Source organism: Vibrio phycocola (assembly GCF_053850235.1).
The window spans coordinates 112,446-132,639 of the sequence record NZ_JBSQDJ010000009.1; the positions used below are offsets into that span (position 1 = coordinate 112,446).

The 20,194-nt window shown below is 41.1% G+C and carries 13 protein-coding genes; 4 read left to right on the forward strand and 9 right to left on the reverse strand.

Features of this window, described 5'->3' with window-relative positions; translation table 11 throughout:
* Window positions 1-102: 102 nt before the first annotated feature.
* The 9 genes from ACWU4D_RS14060 to ACWU4D_RS14100 all read right to left on the reverse strand — a co-directional run bounded on the left by ACWU4D_RS14060 (window position 103) and on the right by ACWU4D_RS14100 (window position 15,496).
* Entirely contained in the window at window positions 103-1,368 is a 1,266-nt protein-coding gene (locus ACWU4D_RS14060; protein WP_456052074.1) for a hypothetical protein, read from the reverse strand.
* 15 nt (window positions 1,369-1,383) lie between these two features.
* Entirely contained in the window at window positions 1,384-3,579 is a 2,196-nt protein-coding gene (locus ACWU4D_RS14065) for a GumC family protein (protein ID WP_456052075.1), read from the reverse strand.
* Window positions 3,580-3,662: 83 nt separating this feature from the next.
* Window positions 3,663-4,232 carry a polysaccharide biosynthesis/export family protein gene (locus ACWU4D_RS14070; RefSeq protein ID WP_456052076.1) on the reverse strand — a complete coding sequence of 190 codons (570 nt, stop codon included), beginning with the start codon at window positions 4,230-4,232 and terminating at the stop codon, window positions 3,663-3,665.
* Window positions 4,233-4,276: 44 nt separating this feature from the next.
* Window positions 4,277-5,680, reverse strand: coding sequence for an undecaprenyl-phosphate glucose phosphotransferase (locus ACWU4D_RS14075; RefSeq protein WP_456052077.1), 1,404 nt, complete (start codon window positions 5,678-5,680; stop codon window positions 4,277-4,279).
* Window positions 5,681-6,274: 594 nt separating this feature from the next.
* Window positions 6,275-7,681, reverse strand: coding sequence for a phosphomannomutase (locus ACWU4D_RS14080; RefSeq protein ID WP_456052078.1), 1,407 nt, complete (start codon window positions 7,679-7,681; stop codon window positions 6,275-6,277).
* 240 nt (window positions 7,682-7,921) lie between these two features.
* Window positions 7,922-9,352 (reverse strand): bifunctional D-glycero-beta-D-manno-heptose-7-phosphate kinase/D-glycero-beta-D-manno-heptose 1-phosphate adenylyltransferase HldE, encoded by a 1,431-nt coding sequence (gene hldE / locus ACWU4D_RS14085; RefSeq protein WP_456052079.1) that lies wholly within the window; start codon window positions 9,350-9,352, stop codon window positions 7,922-7,924.
* A gap of 63 nt (window positions 9,353-9,415) precedes the next feature.
* On the reverse strand, window positions 9,416-12,280 hold the full coding sequence (gene glnE, locus ACWU4D_RS14090; RefSeq protein WP_456052080.1) for a bifunctional [glutamate--ammonia ligase]-adenylyl-L-tyrosine phosphorylase/[glutamate--ammonia-ligase] adenylyltransferase: 2,865 nt from the start codon (window positions 12,278-12,280) through the stop codon (window positions 9,416-9,418).
* A 105-nt stretch (window positions 12,281-12,385) separates the two neighbouring features.
* The gene (locus tag ACWU4D_RS14095) at window positions 12,386-13,642 is read right to left on the reverse strand and encodes a methyl-accepting chemotaxis protein (protein WP_456052081.1); all 1,257 of its coding nucleotides are present in this window, start codon (window positions 13,640-13,642) and stop codon (window positions 12,386-12,388) included.
* A 339-nt stretch (window positions 13,643-13,981) separates the two neighbouring features.
* Window positions 13,982-15,496, reverse strand: a complete 1,515-nt coding sequence (locus ACWU4D_RS14100; protein WP_456052082.1) for a CYTH and CHAD domain-containing protein — start codon at window positions 15,494-15,496, stop codon at window positions 13,982-13,984.
* Window positions 15,497-15,701: 205 nt separating this feature from the next.
* Here ACWU4D_RS14100 and ACWU4D_RS14105 point away from each other — a divergent pair, with 205 nt between their 5' ends.
* The 4 genes from ACWU4D_RS14105 to ACWU4D_RS14120 all read left to right on the forward strand — a co-directional run bounded on the left by ACWU4D_RS14105 (window position 15,702) and on the right by ACWU4D_RS14120 (window position 19,875).
* Complete coding sequence (locus ACWU4D_RS14105) at window positions 15,702-16,382, forward strand: TIGR00153 family protein (RefSeq protein WP_456052083.1); 681 nt, start codon at window positions 15,702-15,704, stop codon at window positions 16,380-16,382.
* Between the two features lie 101 nt (window positions 16,383-16,483).
* Entirely contained in the window at window positions 16,484-17,743 is a 1,260-nt protein-coding gene (locus ACWU4D_RS14110) for an inorganic phosphate transporter (RefSeq protein ID WP_456052084.1), read from the forward strand.
* Window positions 17,744-17,907: 164 nt separating this feature from the next.
* Complete coding sequence (locus ACWU4D_RS14115; RefSeq protein ID WP_456052085.1) at window positions 17,908-18,516, forward strand: TIGR04211 family SH3 domain-containing protein; 609 nt, start codon at window positions 17,908-17,910, stop codon at window positions 18,514-18,516.
* A gap of 135 nt (window positions 18,517-18,651) precedes the next feature.
* A complete protein-coding gene (locus tag ACWU4D_RS14120; RefSeq protein ID WP_456052086.1) occupies window positions 18,652-19,875 on the forward strand; it encodes a multifunctional CCA addition/repair protein in 1,224 nt (407 codons plus the stop codon).
* Window positions 19,876-20,194 lie beyond the last annotated feature (319 nt).

The following is a 20,194-nucleotide window of genomic DNA, read 5'->3' on the forward strand; positions in this document are numbered from 1 at the left end:
AGAGTTGTCATATATTAAATTAGCCCTCTCTAATTTATATGTTTAAATATTATGAATCAAAGATCACAATTATAAATACAGACTATGAAACGAAACTAAAATTTACTTATATTTTTGGTAATAGGACAGTGAAGATAAAATAGAAAAATGAACTTTTAAGATCATACCTTTGTTAAAAAAGTAGTTAAAAACAGTGAGATTGAGTAATTCCGTTAGCATAAAAGCAACCCCAGCTCCAACAACTCCATGCTGGCTAATAAGTTGATAACTTAGCACAATAAGGATCGGTGAAGAAAACAAGGCTTTCTTAAATAAATACCTTCGACCACCACTCACCGAGTTGATCATACGATTAGTCACAAAACCAAGTGTACTCAAGATAACCGCTACCGATACAACAAATAACACCTTTGATGCTGCTGTATACTGAGCGCCATAAGTAAGGCTTATTACCATATCTGGGATGTAATAAGTAATACACAGTATTGGTATAACACTTAAGAGAGTAACCAATGAAACAAACGAGTATCCTTTAATCATCTCTTCTTCTGCTTTTTCTTTCATTGGTTTTGAAAGTAAAGAAATACCAATTGAACTCGGAATAAAATTCCATGCATAGTTAAGAGCAATACTAATACTAAAAATACCCACCGCTGTATAAGACACAACATTCGCTAGCATAACTTCATACATCCTTGCATAAACGGTCACGCTGGCAACCGTAAATACTAGAGGTATTCCTGTTACAAAATAGCTATTTCGATAATGCGTTGAATGCGAGCATTGGACCTTATCAAAGCACTTTCTTCTGATATAAAAAATCAACCATCCTTCAATGACAAATGGGATAAAAAAGTATATGACATTCACATCATTAAAAACAAATAACGCTCTTACTCCCATTGCCAACACTTTGGCAAACATCGCCGATTTAGCATTGATTTTGGATTTTAATATCGCGTTATAGTGAAATTGGTAGATATCTAGTGCCAAGAACACTTGGGATAAGACAACAAGTGCAATCAGATTATAGTCATCAGTTTCATAGTTTCCTGATAGTAATAACCAGATATTGATTATGGCAAAAACTGCAATATAGAGAGCGAAGCGATACTTTTCAGTACTGTAAATATAGAAAGCACTTCGTTTAGGTTTTGTTGCGGCAGTATTAAAGATTGTGTAATCAGCACCCCATTGGGAAATAGCAATAGCAAAAGCCCCGAGTGCGACACCATATGAAATCAAGCCAAGTTGTTCAGGGCCAAGATACCTCGCTACCATGACGGTAACGATAAAGCCACCTAGTAAGAGAAATGCTCTTTCAACAAACATCCATAGGATATTGAGAACATGAGCATTTCTTAACATAAGTCCGCTACAGTTCTATTGTGTTGCCCCATAGCTTCCGTACTGTCCGTAGCCATATTCTAAACTCGCTTGCTGCGGACTAATTTGGTTAATCACCACACCTGCGATGTTTATCTCATGTTGCAGTAACTTACCAAAGGTTTTCTTAACTGCATCTTGTTTGGTTTCATTCGCCTTCACAACCACAAGCGCATTCTTAGTCAACTGACCAATTATCAATGAGTCACTCACTGGCAAGCTTGGTGGTGTATCAATCACAATTCGGTCGAACTGGGTTTCAAGGGTATCCATTAACTCGGCAAACTTATCTGAACTTAATAGCTCTTGAGGACTTGTCGCTAACATACCTGCGGGTAATATCGTTAATCCGGATTGCTGATCTTTGTATAAACAGTCCGTTAAATCCATTCCCATCATCAGGTGATTGCTCAAACCTTGTTGGTACTTCTTCAAACCAAAACGCTCTGCGACTGACGATTTACGTAAATCACAATCAATCAATACGGTTTTTTCCAGCTTAGCAAACGCCATCGCGATATTAATCGATACGGTTGTTTTGCCTTCTGACGGCAGTGAAGATGTTACAGCTAATCGTTTATTACCATTGCTATTCAGCACCAATGAAGTACGAATCGAGCGAATCGATTCACTAAAGGAAAGTTCTGAATTATCAAACAAGACGCTATTATCTAATGGCTTTTTCTTAAAGCGTTTTGACTGAATATTTGGTATTCCACCTAATGGAATAAGACCAAATCGATCTTCGAAATTCTTAGCTGACTCAATCGTATTTTTCATCATCGCACTAAGTAGAACAAGCACAATCGCTAGTCCAAAACTCGCAACAAATGCTAGAAGAACAATGAGCTTTTTCTTTGGATACGCTGGAAGTTGAGGCACCATCGCTTTATCGGTAAAACGTGCATTCGACGCTTTGAAATCCTGAGTCGCGCTGGTTTCTTTCTGACGCGTTAAGAATACATTTAATACATCTCGGTTGGTTTCAACATCACGCTTTAACGATTCATAACGAGTCTTCTTCACCGATAAACCTTGGAACTCATCGCGACGCTGATTGATCGTTGATTGAATTAAAGATTCTTGTCTGCGTAATGCTTGGACTTCTTTTTCAAAACCGGTAATTAATTGTCCTACCGTTTTTTCTGCACGAGCTTCAACAGCATCGAGACGTGCGATGGCTGCAATCATTCTGTCGTGTTTTGCGCCATAACGCTTTTTCAACTCATTCACTTCGTTTTGAGCTTCAAGCTCAGCAGCTCGAATCGCAACAACTTGTGGGTGATTTGAGATAGCTGGAATCGATGAAATCGCGGCGATATCGCTCGCACTGGTGGATTTCAATGCTGAATACGCAGACGACACTTCAATACGACGATCACGCACTTCTAGTAAACGTTCTGTTAGACTCTCAAGCTCTTTACTGGCCAAAGAATCAATGCCACTATCATCGATCAGTTTTTCTTGTATTAGATAATCTGACAGTGCTTTCTCAGAGGCCATTAGCGTCTCTTGTAAGCCTGATAATCGACTGTTTATCCAGTTAGTGGTGTAAGTCGTTAGCTCTAATCGCGCATCGAGGTTCTGTTCGATATAAGCGATACCGATAGCATTCGCTATTTCAGCAGCCAGTACAGGATCTTCCGAGGTAAAGCTAATATTCACCAACTGAGTATTCTTTAACGGATCAATCACCATTCTTTGATGGAAAGCACTTAATACCTTTTGATGGATCGCTTCATCAATCGCTTCTTGTGAAATTTCACCGACTTCTTTGGCAAATAACGAGGACAATAGAGGTAATGATTTAATGCTACTCATTAACCCCTCTTCCTCACTAAGAGCAGGATTAAACTCCGGAAGATCTTCCAAGTTCAATGTATCAATCACACGACTTGCAATCTGATTCGACTTTAAGATTTCAAACTGAGTTTGATAGTACTCTTTTTGAGTAGAATCAATGCCAGGTATACTTTGGATCGAAACAGCTTGAGCTTCTTGAGCTTCAATTAATAGTGTTGCGGTTGCGGTATATTTGGGTGTTATTTGCAGCATGACTAAAACAGTAAGAACGGTAACCATTACCGAAAACAAAACAATTTTAAGCCAATTTTGCCTTAATATATTGATATTGTTCCAGATATCAAAAATGTCACCAGAACCCGACTTTGACGCTTGAAATGTATGCTGCATGCAATAACCCTAATATCTAATGTACGCTGAGCCAATAACTTGTTAAAAATCAACTTTGTTATTTATTAAATAAAACTCGATTCTTACCAAAAAGAACTCACCACATAAATGGTATCACCAGGACCAACTGGATCATTTAGATCGGCTTTCTTTTTGTCATCTAATAAATCTTCAATTTGATCTTGAGTTAAGCCTTTAATCTCGTCAGCTTTAGTCAAATAAATGCCTTTAGTTTTACGATACTTGGCCAAAAACCCACCGGCGAGTGCGATCGCTTTCTGCACGGTCAAGTCTGGCTGATATTCGTAACCGCCAGGATGGTTCACCACGCCGTTAATGTAAATATTGCGATATTTCACAATATTTACCGTCACTTTAGGATCTAATAAATAACCATCCTTTAACCCCCGCGTGATTTTCTCTTGCAGGTTTTTAATCGTTTGTTTGCTAACATCGATATTTCCAATATATGGGTAATCAAGAGTTTCACTGCTATCGATTAAATATTCATCGAAGCTGAGCTCTTCTTCACCATATACCGAAATACGAATTGTATCCCCAGCACTAAGCGTATATGCCGCTTGCGCTGATGCCATAAATAAACAACAAGCACTAACTGTTGCGAGTGCATATTTCATTATTCTATTCAACATCTTCTTCCTTTATGGGTTATTTTCACCATCAAAAAATTAAAGCCTTAATACGCGGTTTTCCCGACGAAGCCCTTAAAAACAGTAAGGAATACTATTTTTATATCGAGCCAAAGAGACCAATTTTGAATATATACTAAATCAAATTCAACTCGTTTTTCCATTTTATCGAGCGTTTCTGTTTCACCACGCAACCCGTTTATCTGAGCCCAACCTGTAATTCCAGGTTTTACATGATGACGTAGCATGTATTTATCAATCAGTCCTCGGTACTCTTCATTATGAGCCACCGCATGTGGGCGAGGCCCAACTATCGACATTTGGCCAGTTATGACATTAAAAAACTGAGGGAGTTCATCTAAAGATGTTCGGCGGATGAATGCGCCAAATTTTGTAATACGAGGATCGCCTTTAGTCGCCTGCTTTACGACCGCGCCATTATCCATCGCCTTCATTGAGCGAAATTTCCACACTCGAATTGACTTACCATCAAGTCCGTATCGAGCTTGTTTAAATATAATAGGGCCTGGAGAAGACAACTTAACACCAATTGCGACGGCAATAAGTACCGGGCTAATTAGAAGAAGAATTATCGAAGCAAGTACAATATCTTCAATTCGTTTAACTAATGAAGTTAAACCATAGAATGGAGAGTCATAGACGGAAAGTGTTACGACCCTACCTACATTTTTTAATCGTGATTGCATTAAATCAAATGTAAAGAAATCCGGAACCACGTGGACTCTAGCATTGGCATCGGCAAATGCGTTGAGAATCTGTTTAATCCGTTTTGATGCTTCCATCGGCAATGCGATATAGACTTCTTGTACAGAATGAATTTTAGCTAATTCCAGCGCATCATCAATTCGACCTCGTAGTGGTGCTGGCAGTCCAGCTAATCCGATACGATCAACATTTCGATCATCATAGAAACCCACTAAGGTTTCATTTTGTTTACCACGTTGTTTCAATTCATGGGCTAACTGAATCCCGGAACGCGTTGCGCCAATTATAATAACTTTTCGCTTTCCTGTTTCTGGTGGGCGAATCAATTTTACGACCGCAGCAAACCCCCATCGCCAGCCAACGAGTATTACTGGCGTGAGTACAAACCATACTCCAAACACAATACGAGAGTAGTCTTCAGCGACTTTAAAGAAAAAACCAAAACAGAGCGTGATTGCTGTACAGATTGCCCATGCAGAAAGAATTGAGAGAAACGTTTCTCTCATAGAATCAAAACGATAAGGTTGGTATACACCTGCAAAATCGGCGATAAGGTAAAATGAAATGACAACAATACTTAGCGTTAATTGATATATCGTAGAGAAAGAACCAACATATGATAAACACACTGTATACAAAAGTAACGCAATGACAATGAGGTCAAAAAGTTTGAATGCTACGGTTGATTCTTCACCGTAGTATTTAATTCTGCTTCCATATCTCATAGTTAGTTCACACCTATTTTTTTATTATTAATTCTAATGATTTCGCCAATCTGAATTTTAATTTTACTCATCAAGGAAGTATGCTACCGCCCTTAGGTTTTTTCAGCGCCCTACATGCTTGCTACCATCAACTATCTCTATCGTTAAACTTTTTTGTCTCAATCGACATAACAAACTCAATTTCTATACTTAGTTATAGTTTATTTTTAAGAGAATGATCTGTTTTTTTTATGTTTTATAATCAAAAAACTCAACAACATCATTCGGAGAGATAGATCACATAATAACAATATGATGACATAGAACTAACCATAGAAAAACAATTAGTGCGTTGAGTATCGGATCTTCTAATAATTGATACTGCCAATAATATCAATACAAATAAAATGGATACTATTCAATCTAATGCATCAAAAATCAGATAACGACTAGCAACTTTACCGACTAAGATAAAGGTATCGTAATAAATGAATACCGCCTGAATAATAACTACTCTTTATATCGGCTGATAATTCAATCTCTTTAGCTCAAAATATAAAAGGCAATCAAACTTGATTGCCTTTTATATAATAGAAATTGTCAAACCATCGGTATTTATTGCTCTAAAGCACCCAGTACCTGCTTAACCAATTTTGTTGCCTTTTCCGCACTTTCAGCTTCAATATAGCAGCGCAGTTCTGGCGCATTACCTGAAGGGCGTAAATGAACAATACTGTCATCATCAAGAGTCAAACGTAGTCCATCAGTTTGATCTTGTTGAATGACGTTAGATTCGGTTATTCCAACATTCGCTAAGAAGCTCTCTGGGGCTGCAATGGCTTGTTCAATAATATTAAGACTCTTCTCTCGAGCAAAGTTTTGCAAACGGTCACTGGCGGTAAACCTAGCCGGTAACTCATTACATAAAGCTGAAATAGGTTTACTTTTTGCGGCTGCAAGAACAGCAATAACCGGTAGAACGGCGTCTCGAGTCAATAGTGCCGTCAATTCGCCACCATTAACTTGAATATCACTCCCTAATAAAAAGCCGCCATTGGCTTCAAAACCAGCGACAGCCGGGTAATTTTTGTCCATTGGTTCCAATGCTTCAATAACATAAGGAGAACCAATTTTAGTGAGAACGACTTCTTGAAAGGCACCGCATTTAGCAACCGCTGTATTGCAACTCACTGGAATCGCTAGAGCATCAATGTTCAGGGCTTTCGCTGCTAAAAGACAGAGAATGTCACCACGTAAATACGTACCCGTTTCATCACTTAATAGCGGACGGTCACCATCGCCATCAGTCGAAAATACGGCATCGAGGTTGTGCTCTTTTTGCCAAGCTTGTGCCATCTCAATATCAGATTCGGCCACGGCTTCCGTATCAATCGGAACAAATTGATCGCTTCGACCTAGTGACACAACTTCAGCACCTAAATCGGTGTAAAGTTTAGCGTAAAGATCTCTTCCTGCGCTTGAGTGCTCATAAATACCTATACGCTTTCCTTGTAAAAGATCATTTGGAAATAAACGAGTATAGCGATCAATGTATGTAGTTGCTGCACGAGGCAATGCTGTTGGTAATGCGATTAACTCAAGCTCTGGCACTTCAATGTTAGCATTAAGGATCAACTGTTCATCTGTTTTGCTAATTTCGCCATCGGCTCGGTAGAATTTAAGCCCATTTCGGTCAAAAGGAATATGGCTCCCTGTTACCATAATGGCAGGAATACCATCTGCAATAGACGTAACTGCCAGCGCAGGGGTTGGAATCACTCCATAGTAATCAACTTCAGCACCATAATATTTGGCGGCTGTAATGCATGCCTGAGCAATATCAGGGCTACTTGGTCGATTATCAATTGCAATTGCTATTTTCTTGACTTCACCTTGGCTTTGCATAAACGACAACGCAAATGCAATACAAGCTTGTGGAGTGAAATCGGTCACTAAGCCACGTGCGCCTGACGTTCCAAACGCAATACCACTTTGGGCAATAACCTGAGCTGCTGTACTCATTTTTTATATCCATAGTTACCGCAAAATACCGTTAATACTTACGCCATAGCCAAAGATCGCTGCCTTATGAAGCTATGATTTAAATAAACGTTTTGCTAAAGGTTAATTGTAATTTTTTTTAATTCGTTGCATTGTAAGTGAGCTTTATTTACAGCTTAGACGATATGCAATGTTATCGATAAAATTTCAGTTATTTCTCACAGTTTAGTTTAATTCTGACAAATCGGCTTCGTTTCGAAATTAGCCTTTTCCGCCACGAATTGCATCAATAATACTGCTGGTCGAACATCCATCTTCAAAATTCAACACTTTCACTTGTCCACCCGCTTCGATCACTTCTTCACCACCAGCAATCTCTTCCGGTTTATAATCGCCTCCTTTAACAAGAAGGTCTGGCAAAATATGAGCTATCAAACGCTGCGGCGTTTCTTCATTAAATGGTACAACCCAATCAACGGCGCCCAATCCCGCTAACACAGCCATACGACGATCCGTTGGATTAACTGGGCGACCAGGGCCTTTTAAAATCTTAACCGATTCATCACTATTCACCGCTACGATAAGGCGATCGCCAAGTTGTGCCGCATGATTTAAATAGGAGACGTGACCGGCATGAAGAATGTCAAAACAACCATTGGTCATCACGACTCTTTCTCCGCGAGCTTGGGCTTTTCTTACTGCTTTGGTTAGTTGATCTTCACCAACCACACCAAAATCGGTATCTTGGCTACCGTGAACGGCTTCAGCCAACTCAATCGTTGAAATGGTTGCGGTACCGACTTTACCTACGACCACGCCAGCTGCTGCGTTTGCTAACGCACACGCTTCATCAAGTTCTTTGCCCGCAGATACAGAAGCTGCAAGTACAGAAATCACGGTATCACCCGCCCCTGTTACGTCGTACACTTCTTTCGCTAATGTCGGTAGATGGAACGGCTTCTTACCTTTGCGTAGCAATGTCATACCATGTTCACTGCGTGTGACTAACAAAGCTTCAAAATCGTATTTGTCTATCAGCTCAAGTCCCTTTTCTACCAACATATCGTCATCTTTTATCTTACCGACCACGGCTTCAAACTCAGATAGATTAGGGGTTAGTAGTGTCGCACCACGGTAACGTTCAAATTCTGCACCTTTTGGATCGATAAACACAGGAACTCCATGTTGCTTCGCCAATTGAATGTAGTTTTGAACATGTTCAAGTGTCCCTTTGGCATAATCAGAAAGGATCACCGCTTTTACTTTAGACAAAGATTGACGCATCTGATTTTCAATTAAAGCGGGTTCAAGATCTTCCACTTTATCTTCAAAATCGAGCCGGATGAGCTGCTGCCCTCGGCTTAGTACTCTCAGTTTAGTAATAGTAGGAAAGTCGTCGAGTTCGACGAAATTGCAGTTTACTTTGAGTGACGTTAGTTTTTGATTTAATACTTGAGCAGGTTCATCATTACCAACAAACCCTACTAGATAGGAAGAACCACCGAGTGACGAAATATTCATTGCAACGTTGGCAGCTCCGCCTGGACGTTCTTCATTTTTCTCAACTTTAACCACAGGAACCGGCGCTTCTGGAGAAATTCGTCCTGTTGGTCCATACCAATAGCGATCTAACATAACGTCGCCAACAATTAACACACCAGCTTGCTGATAATCAGGCAAAATGGGCTTCATTTTTTATTCTCCAATTTATATTTTACGGCAGAGTTTATCACAGTGACAAATAAGCAAAAGGCATTAACCAAGCCAAGATTGCCAAATATCCATAACATGTTGACGCTCATTAACGAACTTAGTTTCATCAACGTCTCCATCAAGATTTAATAAATTACGGCGATGGAATTGATTGCGCATCGATGTATAAGCAGTAATTAACTGCTGAGCTTCGCATTCAGTAATAACTTGTTCTTGCACCAAGGATTCAAAGATACGGATATTATCAGACCAATGTGTCAAATTCGGATAAGTTTGACTAAAGCGTAGCACCAAATACTGAGCTATAAACTCGATATCTGTAATGCCGCCTCTGTCCTGCTTTAGCATAAAGCGTCCCGGTTTTTTGTTCCCGAGGTGGCCAAGCATCTTTTGCCTCATATCTCTCACTTGTTGCGTTAGCGTTCGGCTTTCACGCTGAGTGGTTAGAATCTGATGACGCATATTCGAATATGCTTGCTGTAGTGGTTCATCACCAAACACCATACGCGTTCTGACCAATGCTTGATGTTCCCACGTCCACGCTTCATTACGTTGATAATCGGTAAATGCTTCAACTGATGAGACCAATAATCCCGACGAGCCTGATGGACGAAGCCGAGTATCAATTTCGTATAAAATTCCTGATGGGGTTCGTGTTGAGAAAAGATGAACAACTCGTTGGGCCAAACGTAAATAAAACTGACGCCCATCTATCTCTTTTTTACCGTCGGTGTACACATCACTAGGGCAATCATGAATAAACACAATATCAAGATCTGAGTTATACCCCAACTCCCAACCACCAAGCTTCCCATAACCAACAACAGCAAACCCTAAGCCATCACGTTGATGAATATGGGTCGGCTCGCCATGTTTTTCGCTTAATTGAATCCATGCCTGTTTCACCACAACTTCGATGATGGCTTCCGCAAGATAGGTAAGGTGATCGCTTACCCGTCTAACAGGCAAAACATCCGTCACATCGGCTGCGGCAATTTTTAAAATACAAATTTGCTTAAACTGACGTAACCCCTCCATCTGTTGTTCCATATCATCTTCTGGAATTCGGGCAAGGTAATCTCGTAATTCATTACGATATGAATCTAGTTCTATCGGGTTATACAGATGCTTAATATCGATAAGCTCATCAAGCAAAATAGGATAACGAGCAAGCTGCTCAGATATCATTGGACTTGCCGTACACAATCTAACTAATTGCGTCAGCGCAGCCGGGTGCTCATCGAGTAACTCTAGATACGTAGTCCGAGTCGCGATGTTCTGCAATAAGTGCAAAACTCGTGAGAATCCGAAACGCCCCTTAGGGTGAGAAAATACCGCTTGGAAAACTTTTGGCATCAAGCGGTTTAGTACTTCTCGACCACGTGGACCGAGGGTTTTCTTTGCAAGCTCTTGTTTAAATTGAATCAGATCCTTTGCAATGCCCGACTCTTGGGTTAATCCAATATCTTGTTCAATTATTTGCTCAACGACATCGGCTTTGTTAGCAAAGTCCCATAGTTCGCTATAACAGCGTTCAATATCACTTTCGTCATTATGCTGGTCGTCCCCGATTAAAGCGTCAAATACAGTATGAACATCAGCCATGTGTTCTAACGTCTGCTTGAGCAAGGTTTCCCAATCTTCATATCCCATTGCACAAGCAAGTTTAATTTGATCATCCTCGTTATCGGGTAGAGTTTGGGTCTGTTTATCTTCCATTGCTTGCAAAAGGTTTTCTAAACGACGTAAGAATAGATAACTAGTACGTAGAATAGTGACTTCGCCTAATTTGAGAAGAGACAACTCCTCTATCGCATCAAGGGTGCCTATAAGCCCTCTTCGACGCAAACACGGTTCTCTTCCCCCACGAATTAACTGAAACACTTGAACAATAAATTCAATTTCTCGAATGCCACCAGCACCGAGTTTAATGTTGTTTTCTAAGCCTCTACGACGTACTTCAGTTTGTATCATTGACTTCATTCGTCGCAGCGATTGAATCGCACTAAAGTCGATATAGCGACGAAAAACAAACGGACGCAAGGTTTGACGCAGTTCTTGATAATGAGAGTACATTTCACGTCCCATTACGCGAGCCTTAACCATCGCGTAGCGTTCCCAATCACGCCCTTGTTCTTGGTAATAATCTTCCATTGCTGTAAAGCTCATCACCAACGGTCCACTTTCCCCGAAAGGTCGAAGACGCATATCAACTCGATAACAAAACCCGTCTACTGTCCATTTATCCAAACTTTTAATAATTCGTTGACCAAGGCGAGTGAAGAACTGCGGGTTTGAGATACTACGTCGGGCACCCTGAGTTTCTCCATTTTCGGGATACGCAAAAATTAAATCGATATCAGAAGAGAAGTTCAGCTCCCCACCACCCAGCTTGCCCATTCCAATAATCAGCATGGGTTGCGCCTCACCTTGTTGGTTACAAGGAGTCCCGTATTCATTACAACATAAGCGATATTGCCATTGGTAAGTTTCGAAAATCATCGCCTCTGCCAATTCGCTAATATGATTCAAACTGATTTCTAATGACCAATGTTCTAATTCATTGGCTGATGAAACAAAGTCATTCCAAGCGATATACAACATTTCTCGATTTCGGTATCGGCGCAGAAATGCCATCCCACTATCTTCGTTATCCTGTTGACTGAGTTGCACTTGTAACTCTTCTCGATAACAACAACTGCGATCCTGACTCGCCATCAAAGTCGGTAGGTTTTTACACAACTCCTCATCCCGCATTAAGGTATCGTGGCAAAACTTACTTAATCCAATAACGTAATAGAGCTGTTGAGTTAATTCCTCATCCCAACTCAAGATAAATGGATAACGCTCAACCAATAATTGGTACTGGTTTTGAGTATGGGGTTTAAGTTCTAGCGGAAGTTGCATGTAAGCTCCTTACAAACCAAGGATGTCGCTTAGTTATAACAAATTTTCATCAATAAAAAACGCCCCCCCTAAAAGAGTGGACGTTATATCTAATCCTTAATCAGATTACACTTGAAACGAACTAATTTTCTGATCTAATTCAGTAACATTGCTTTCCATCATCTCTGCTGTTTCAAGTAGCTCTGTCACGACCTCGACCGATGCTTCTACCAACTCTTTTACCGTGCTCAGATTAGTATTCATATCTTGTGCAACGGTGGTTTGCTCTCCAGCAGCATCTGCAATTTCGTAATTCATTTCATTGATTTGTTTAACCTGCCCAACAATACCGCTCAGTTCATCACCGGCGCTACTCACCAAACTCACACCTTCAGCGGCTTCCACCACACTTTTTTCCATCAAGTCTACGGCTGAATTAGCGCTAGCTTGTAAATGGCCAATCATATCTTGAATTTCAACCGTCGCTTTCTGCGTGCTTTGAGCTAAGTTTCTCACTTCATCGGCAACCACTGCAAAACCACGTCCAGCTTCACCTGCTCGGGCCGCTTCAATAGCAGCGTTTAATGCAAGCAAGTTGGTCTGTTCCGAAATACCTTGAATGGTGCCAACCATGCTACTAATGGCCGCAACACGATCTTCGACTTCAGTTATCGCTTCAGCGGATTTTGAAATATCATCCGACAAGTCACTCATTTTCAATACAGTACCATTGACGAAGTCTTGTCCCGTTTGTGCTTTTTCAGACGCTGCCTCTGTAAGTGTCGAAGCGGCTTGTGCATTCTCTGCCACAGTAGAAACCGCCGAGCTCATTTCACTCATTGCCGTCGAAAGCTGGTCAATTTCAATAAATTCTTCCTTAGCGGAATCCCGTGTCTCAGACATCGCTATGGTCATCACTTCACTCAATGTTGCAAGCTCTTGTGAACTTCCGACTTGGAGCTTGATCACATCTTGCAATTGGCTGCGCGTTTTCTCGAGCTCTCGAGCTAAGTCACCATATTCGTCTTTGCACTCAAGCTCAATTGGCGCACTTAAATCACGGTTCGCTAATGATTGAATCGCTTCACTAATGTAGTTAGTTTGACGCAACATAATTCGAGCAGTGAAAAGCAGCAAGCCAATAAATATCGCAATCATTGCGATCGTTTGCCACACCATTGTCATTATATATTCGTCGTAGTGGGCTTGTGCTATCTCAGCGTGTTGTGTGGCATCCAGTAACGCTTGATAAAACGTACTGGCGTCGCCTAACTGCTTAACGACGATAAGAACAGTACTGAATACCATTAAAATTATCATTTTTGGAATTAAGCGAACATCAGTAATCACTCTTTCCCACGGCTTAAAGCTTAGCTTTGCCATATTCAATCTCCGTTTACATCATTTATTGTTCTTTATATCGACTATCTGCTCACCATGACATCACCCAGTGTTGAGCTACGGTAAATCTAGGCTCAAATAAAGATACTCACATCACCTTTTGTCTCTCAGACAGAAGGCGATAGTAAGCATGGCGATCATATACCTACGAATAATGTTGATTTTATCGGCGTAAGCAGTGAGAACTTGAATGCGATAGCCGTACCGCATATAAAAAGTGTAGTTCTTAAAAAAGAAAATGATTGGAATTAATATAAAGAGTAATAACAAAGTTGAAATCCCTTGCGCTACGTCACGCTACACAAGGGAAATACGGAGAAGTTAAGAAGGATGCCAATAGGGTATCGCAGACATACCTTTCGCACGAGTCTGCTCCATTGCATATAGAATAGAAGCTTCTTGGCGCGACAGCCAACGAGTTAATTGGTCTTGATCTTCTAATTTATCAACTAAACCTCGCAAGATGGTCAGTGCCAATAAGTCATCAATTCCTTGCAGCAAATCAGCCCAAGGTAAGCGGAAGTTATTTCGAGCATCGGCATCATACAAACTGGCAAAGCCGATCCCTGTATACAATATTCGCGTCAAGTTGTACTTCTGAGCGATGCACATTTCTGACGATAAGGCCTCCTCTAATGGAAACGCGATACATAATTCATCCAATACATACTCAAGCTGTTGAACTGCAAATTCCGGTACCGGCTGTGCCATTGTTACTTTTGCTTTTTCATCAAGAAAGGGTTGCCAGCCTTTAGCTAAGATCCAACGACTCAAATCGATGATAACTCCCGCATAACGGCCAGAGTGAAGCAGTTTGAGGTTGTCATCACGTGAAGGATGCTTCTCCTGCAATGCGTGTAAGTGTTGAACGATCGATTTGCGTTCGTCGAGTTTTCGTAGCACATGGCCTTTTTCTTTAAGCAAGTCATCGAGGTAATCATTCTCTTTTAACCACCCGATTTCTTGCTCAAGCCATTTAAGCTCTTGACGAATAATCGCACTTGCCCGTCGTGGCACGACACCACCATATACTGCTAACGTTTGACGAATAAAACAGATCGCGTGACGAATTTCATCAAGCGCTTCAATGCCTTCATGTTCTACATATATTTGCTCATGATAAGACCAATGAGATAATCCATGCTCTAGCGACTTAATAAAGCACGACTCAACCGTGTCAGTTGAGTGTGTTTTCACCAATGAAAGCGGAGTAACCTCATCACTTTGATACCCAGAAGCAAGGCGATAACCACGCGCAGCTTTGCTTAAGTTGCCCAAACGAGCACCGCCACCTTCACTCAATGAACGAGCCAAAGTAAATAGTGCGTCGGTTTGACCTGACTTAAGCTCTAATTCAACTTCACAGATGGTGTCTCGCTGATCACCTGAAATAACCTCTCCTTGATCAAAGGCAATTTCGACCTGGCTGCCATCCGGTGTCATAACTAACCACTGCTCTCGAGTAAAATCAGTCGCAAACATCGGAATTAAATCATGCTCCAATTGCGAAACAGATTTACCCTGCGGCCAAATATCTTCAGGGTGAAGTGATAGATTGGGAATATCTCCGTCATGTTCTGCATTGTATTCAGGGCGTTGGTGCAAACCGGCCACCACTCGACCAGAAGTTTTCACCGTTTGCACATAAACATCATCACAACGGCGAATCCGCATACCGATATCGTGTTGGCGTAACCAACTGTCAGAGGTGTCAAAATAGATATTGCCGAGCTGACGGCAACTATGCTGAAGAACTTTAAGTTCTTTAATTATAGTAAGTAAAGTATCTGAATAATCAGGAGAAACAAAAAACTTAAGCTCTATCTCAGTTTCCATAATGAACCCTTTAATCAATGGTCGTAACAGGATATTGCGGAATGGTCTACTGAGCAAGATGGAATTATCAACTTAGACATGATCTAAAACGGTTTTAAAGCACCATTGAATGAGTTAACATGCGCGCTTTATTACCTCTTAACAATTAGCCAGTCTTCGGCATTAGTTGCTTATTTCGGTTATGTTTTATTTGGGTTAAATAACCATGACAATGAATACTATTATGGGGTTGTTTGCAAAATCCCCGATCAAACCTCTACAAAAACACGTCATTTGTGTCAATGAATGTTGTTCTCATCTTGTTAACTTTTTTGAAGTGAGCTTTCAATCCGATTGGGAGAAAGCGTCTGAAATTCGTGCGCAGATATCTCATCTAGAGAAAGAAGCAGATGTACTAAAGCGTGAAATTCGCCTTAAGTTACCTCGCGGCTTATTTCTTCCTGTTGATCGCACCGATATGCTTGAGCTACTGACTCAGCAAGACAAATTAGCGAACTTAGCGAAAGATGTGTCTGGGCGTGTATTTGGACGTCAATTGGTCATTCCTGAAGTACTTCAAGATGATTTCATTGCCTATGTGAAGCGTTGTTTAGATGCAGCAAATCAAGCTCAAAAAGTTATCAATGAACTTGACGAACTTCTCGAAACCGGCTTTAAGGGACGCGAAGTAACCTTAGTTGCTGAGATGATCAACCAGCTCGATGAAATTGAAGATGATACCGATTTAATGCAGATTCATTTACGCCAAAATTTGATGGCCATTGAGTCTAAATACAATCCTATCGATGTCATGTTTATGTATAAGATTTTCGAATGGATTGGTGGTATCGCCGATCAAGCTCAACGCGTAGGCGCTCGACTAGAATTGATGCTCTCGCGTTCATAACCAACAAAAAATCGATGTTACTCTCAAGACACTTTTCTCGCATATAAACCGCTAGAAACTAGAGTGCATTGTTTAGTTTAACTAATAAATTGGATATTTCAGTGGATATACTTGCAAACTACAGCACGATTATCATCCTTGTTGCGGCTTTCTTTGGACTTATGATGGCCGTCGGTATCGGTGCAAATGACGTTGCTAACGCAATGGGGACGTCAGTTGGTTCAAAAGCGCTGACTGTAAAGAATGCGATTATTATCGCAATGATTTTTGAATTTGCTGGTGCTTATTTAGCTGGCGGTGAAGTGACTGACACCATTCGAAAAGGCGTTATCGACACAAGCTTATTTACCGAGATTCCGGAAGTATTAGTGTTTGGTATGATGTCATCACTTTTAGCGGCCGGTACTTGGTTATTACTCGCTTCATACATGGGCTGGCCCGTATCGACGACTCACTCAATTATCGGTGCAATCATCGGTTTTGCCTGTGTCACTGTCGGAACTGATGCCATTCATTGGGGAGCGGTTCAAGGAATCGTTGGCAGTTGGATTGTGACACCGCTAATTTCTGGTGTGATTGCTTACATTATATTTAGCAGTGCTCAACGACTTATTTTCGATACAGAAAACCCGTTAATTAATGCCAAACGTTTTGTTCCGGTATACATGTTTATCACGACTATGGTCATCGCGTTAGTGACCATTAAAAAAGGCCTTAAACATGTAGGTTTACATTTAAGTGGAAGTGAAGCATGGCTCGCGTCAATGTCATTTTCTGCATTGGTAATGATTGGTGGTTACATCTATATTGCTCGACGCTTTTCAACCAAAGAAGATGATCATAGCTTTGCTGGCGTTGAAAGTATCTTTACCGTGTTAATGGTGATTACAGCCTGTGCTATGGCGTTTGCCCATGGTTCAAATGATGTCGCAAATGCTATTGGCCCACTCTCAGCGATTGTTGCAACAGTACAAAACTTGGGCAACATTACGGCAAAAATACAAATTGCTTGGTGGATATTGCCGCTTGGCGGGATTGGCATCGTCATTGGCTTGGCAACGTTAGGCCACAAAGTCATGGCAACCGTAGGTACTGGTATTACAGAGTTAACTCCGAGTCGTGGTTTCGCAGCTCAGCTTGCAACCGCATCAACTGTAGTGCTTGCTTCTGGTACAGGATTACCGATTTCAACAACTCAAACTTTAGTTGGAGCTGTACTTGGTGTAGGTTTTGCTCGTGGTATTGCAGCCTTGAACTTAGGTGTAGTACGAAACATTGTTGCATCTTGGATTATTACCTTACCTGCTGGCGCACTACTGTCTGTCGTGTTCTACTACGTGATAGAAATGATGTTTATCTAACGACCAAAGTCAGCTAACGGTTAAGTTAATGTAACAACGTGATAAAGTTTTGAGAATAGGGAGCTTTGGCTCCCTTCTTTGTTGCACCAGATAAAGAAACTTAATATTATCTGAAAATATTCAATACTGTTTGCCCTATCAATCTTATCTGTAAAGGATTCAACGTGAAAAAATTGATGATTATGGTACTGCTTGCTGTGTTCTCTGTACCATCATTTGCACAGCAATTTTATGTTGCTGATAAATTGTTTACCTACATGCATTCAGGGCCAAGTGCCCAATACCGAATTATGGGTAGCGTAAATGCTGGTGATAAAATTAAGTTGCTTCAATCTGATAAAGCGAGTGGCTATACGCAGATTGTTGATAGTAAAGGCCGTAAAGGCTGGGTACAGAGCAAATTTATTACGTCGAAAGAAAGTATGGCGGTTCGTCTACCTCGCTTAGAAAAAGAACTGTCTGAAGTAAGAGCTAAATTAGACAGTGCAGAAAGTGATGCCAATCGCGAAAAAGAGGGCTTAGTTGAATCTCTTGAAGTTCGCAGTCGTCAAGTAACAGAGTTAGAGCAAAACTATTCAGAGATGATGAGCAAGTTCTCAGCATCACAAGGCCAAATCCGTGAGTTAAGTGCAAAATTGGACACTCAAAAAGAAGACTTACTAATGAAATACTTCCTCTATGGTGGCGGTGTTATGCTAGGCGGAATCTTCTTCGGTATTATCTTGCCGCACATTATTCCTAAGCGTAAGAAAAACCGTTCAGATTGGGTATAAACCTAATACTGTAATATTTTAAGGTCGCCCATTCGTGGCGACCTTTTTTGTTTTGACTTTTGTTATTCTAAATTTTTAATAAAGAAAGACTCGACCTATAATTTCAACTTATACAATTATGCAATGAGTAAACAGATGAAACGCTATTTAGTCGGCGGTGCAGTACGAGATCAACTGCTTGGCCTCGACGTTTATGACCAAGATTGGGTTGTCGTTGGTTCTTCCCCTGAAGAGATGCTTTCTCGTGGCTATCAAGCCGTTGGGAAAGACTTTCCTGTTTTTCTCCATCCAAAGACCAAACAAGAGCATGCACTCGCAAGAACTGAACGAAAGACTGGAGCTGGTTATAAAGGGTTTGCCTGCGACTTCGACGCAAGTGTTACGCTGGAAGACGATCTAAAGAGAAGAGATCTCACCATCAACGCCATCGCACAAGATGATAATGGCGATATTATTGATCCGTATCGCGGTCAGGAAGATCTCAATAACAAATTGCTACGACATGTCTCCGATGCATTTGTTGAGGATCCGCTACGTGTGCTGAGAGTCGCGCGTTTTGCGGCTAAACTTGCCCACCTTGGCTTCACCGTCGCTGAAGAAACCATGCAATTAATGAAAGAGATTGTGGCGCAAAACGAATTAGAAAACTTAACCGCTGAACGAATCTGGCAAGAGTGGCATAAGTCACTATCAACGAAAACACCACATGTATTTCTTTCGACCTTACGTGAGTGTGGTGCTTTAGCGGTCATTCTCCCTGAGATCGACTTACTATTTGGTGTTCCTCAGCCTGCACAATGGCACCCTGAAATTGACACTGGGGTTCACACACTAATGGTTACGGAGCAAGCTGCTAAGCTAAGTGAAGACACAACCGTTCGTTTTGCTGCTAGCGTACACGATCTTGGTAAAGGAATTACACCAATAGCAGAATGGCCCAGCCATAAGATACATTGCCATACCGGACAAAAACTGATCAAAAATCTTTGTCTCCGCTTACGAGTACCTAATGCCTATCGAGACTTGGCCATAGCAGTGTGTGAGCAGCATTCTAATATCCATAGAGCTAATGAGCTGCGTCCCAGTACCTACGTAAAAATTTTCGATAAACTCTACGTATGGAGACAACCAGAGCGTTTAGATAAAGTATTGCTCTGCTGTCAGGCGGATCATTGTGGGCGACTAGGAATGGAACACCTTCCCTACTCTCAAGCCGAGCGATTTAAACGAGCCTATCAAGCTGCGGTTTCAATCAATACTCAAGAAATCATTGCTGATGGCTTTCAAGGGAAAGCCATTCGAGATGAGCTATTTATTCGCCGCACAAAAGCCATCGAAAACCTTTTTAAGACGTTTTAGCACCTAGAGCTTCTTCGATACGGAATAGTTGTAGTCAGAACGGCTCATAAACCTTCTAAATTACAGGCAAAAAAATACCCCGCCGTAGTCGGCAGGGTATTCAAAGTATTAAGTAAATAAGTCCCTAAGGATTACTGACCTTTAACTTCTTTTAGACCGCTTTCGTTGTAAAGAGAGGAGCTTTAGCACCTAGAGCTTCTGCGATACAGATTAGTTGCGGTCAGAACGGCTCATTGCTTTTACTAAATTACAGGCAAAAAAATACCCCGCCGTAGTCGGCAGGGTATTCAAAGTATTAAGTAAATAAGTCCCTAAGGAT

Excerpts from the sequence above, each read along its gene's own strand:
- ACWU4D_RS14060 (WP_456052074.1), bottom strand. The coding sequence starts at position 1,368 with ATGTTAAGAAATGCTCATGTTCTCAATATCCTATGGATGTTTGTTGAA.
- ACWU4D_RS14065 (WP_456052075.1), bottom strand. The coding sequence starts at position 3,579 with ATGCAGCATACATTTCAAGCGTCAAAGTCGGGTTCTGGTGACATTTTT.
- ACWU4D_RS14070 (WP_456052076.1), bottom strand. The coding sequence starts at position 4,232 with ATGTTGAATAGAATAATGAAATATGCACTCGCAACAGTTAGTGCTTGT.
- ACWU4D_RS14075 (WP_456052077.1), bottom strand. The coding sequence starts at position 5,680 with ATGAGATATGGAAGCAGAATTAAATACTACGGTGAAGAATCAACCGTA.
- ACWU4D_RS14080 (WP_456052078.1), bottom strand. The coding sequence starts at position 7,681 with ATGAGTACAGCAGCTCAGGTTATTGCCCAAAGTGGTATTGCGTTTGGA.
- hldE (WP_456052079.1), bottom strand. The coding sequence starts at position 9,352 with ATGAAGCCCATTTTGCCTGATTATCAGCAAGCTGGTGTGTTAATTGTT.
- glnE (WP_456052080.1), bottom strand. The coding sequence starts at position 12,280 with ATGCAACTTCCGCTAGAACTTAAACCCCATACTCAAAACCAGTACCAA.
- ACWU4D_RS14095 (WP_456052081.1), bottom strand. The coding sequence starts at position 13,642 with ATGGCAAAGCTAAGCTTTAAGCCGTGGGAAAGAGTGATTACTGATGTT.
- ACWU4D_RS14100 (WP_456052082.1), bottom strand. The coding sequence starts at position 15,496 with ATGGAAACTGAGATAGAGCTTAAGTTTTTTGTTTCTCCTGATTATTCA.
- ACWU4D_RS14105 (WP_456052083.1), top strand. The coding sequence starts at position 15,702 with ATGACAATGAATACTATTATGGGGTTGTTTGCAAAATCCCCGATCAAA.
- ACWU4D_RS14120 (WP_456052086.1), top strand. The coding sequence starts at position 18,652 with ATGAAACGCTATTTAGTCGGCGGTGCAGTACGAGATCAACTGCTTGGC.